Annotated in this window: 1 protein-coding gene; it reads left to right on the top strand. The window is 71.2% G+C overall.

Features of this window, described 5'->3' with window-relative positions; translation table 11 throughout:
- The first annotated feature begins 696 nt into the window (after positions 1-696).
- A complete protein-coding gene (locus AB0J80_RS38530) occupies positions 697-945 on the top strand; it encodes a SpvB/TcaC N-terminal domain-containing protein (RefSeq protein WP_364714796.1) in 249 nt (82 codons plus the stop codon).
- Positions 946-1,127: the final 182 nt, after the last annotated feature.

Raw genomic sequence — 1,127 nt, 5'->3', positions numbered from 1 at the left:
GGTGCTCTCCGCATGGCGCAAGGGCGCCGTACCTCTGCTGGAGTACCCGGCCGGCAGCAGCGGCCCGGAGGACTCCCTGTTGTCGTAGATGTCCGGAGGCGCCGAAGCAGTTGCTGTTCGACGAAAGTCTGCCACCGCCGGCGCCGAAACCATGGCCCGAGCAGTCAGCGGCCCGGATGTGCCGGCTCAAGCGTTGGGCACGGTCGCCGCGGCCGGAGACTCCGACCGTGATGAGAGCATGGCCCGATCGGTTACCCAGTCGGGCTCGCGGCCGTGGGTGTTGGCCGAGGTGGCCCGCGGAGCCGCCGCCGCTGGCGATCGTGATCCGGCCCGGCAGTTGGCCGCCAGCGCGGAGAGCATGGTCCGCTCGATCACCGACTCGAGCTCGCAGGCACAGGTGTTGGCCGAAGTGGCTCGGGCGGTCGCCCAGGCCGGCGATCGTGATCGGGCCCGGCAAACTTCATCCGCGGCCTCGTAGGGCGTGCGAAGGGGGTCTGGTGGGGCCGGCGGGGTACCTCGATCGTGGAGTCGGACATCGGACCGTCGAACCGTTCCACGCGCGCTGACAAGGCAATTCGTCGGGGATAGCCTCGATCATGCAGGCGCCCCGCCGGGGCCTGGCGGCGGGGGAACGCGATGAGCGGTAGCGGCGTCACGGCAGACGGCTCTGCGGGGCCCGGGCCGCGCCCGCCGGCCGTGGGACTGCCCAAGGGCGGCGGGGCGATCCGCGGCATCGGGGAGACGTTCACGGCTGACCCGGCCACGGGTGTGGCGTCGATACGGGTGCCGATCGCGGTCGGTCCCGGCCGTGGCGGTTTCGGCCCCAATCTGGCGCTGAGCTACGGATTCGGGAGCGGCAATGGGCCATTCGGGCTGGGCTGGCATCTCTCGATGCCGTCGATCACCCGGCGCACCGAAAAGGGACACCGCAGCCAGATCGGATAGCTCGGTCGTCGACACGGCCGTTGCCCCGCGCGCGGGCGCGGGCGCCTGAGCGCCGGGTTGCTCGGGACGCGCGATTCTCCCGCCGATCGAGTGCACTGACCGCTCGCTGCCTCGGCGTCGTGCGTGCCTAGGTCCGACTGCGTGCGCGGCTCGACACCACGCTTGACAACATATAACCGATC

Source organism: Actinoplanes sp. NPDC049548, from assembly GCF_040676695.1.
Classification (GTDB): Bacteria; Actinomycetota; Actinomycetes; order Mycobacteriales; family Micromonosporaceae; genus Actinoplanes.
This window is presented reverse-complemented; position numbering and strand designations above follow the sequence as displayed.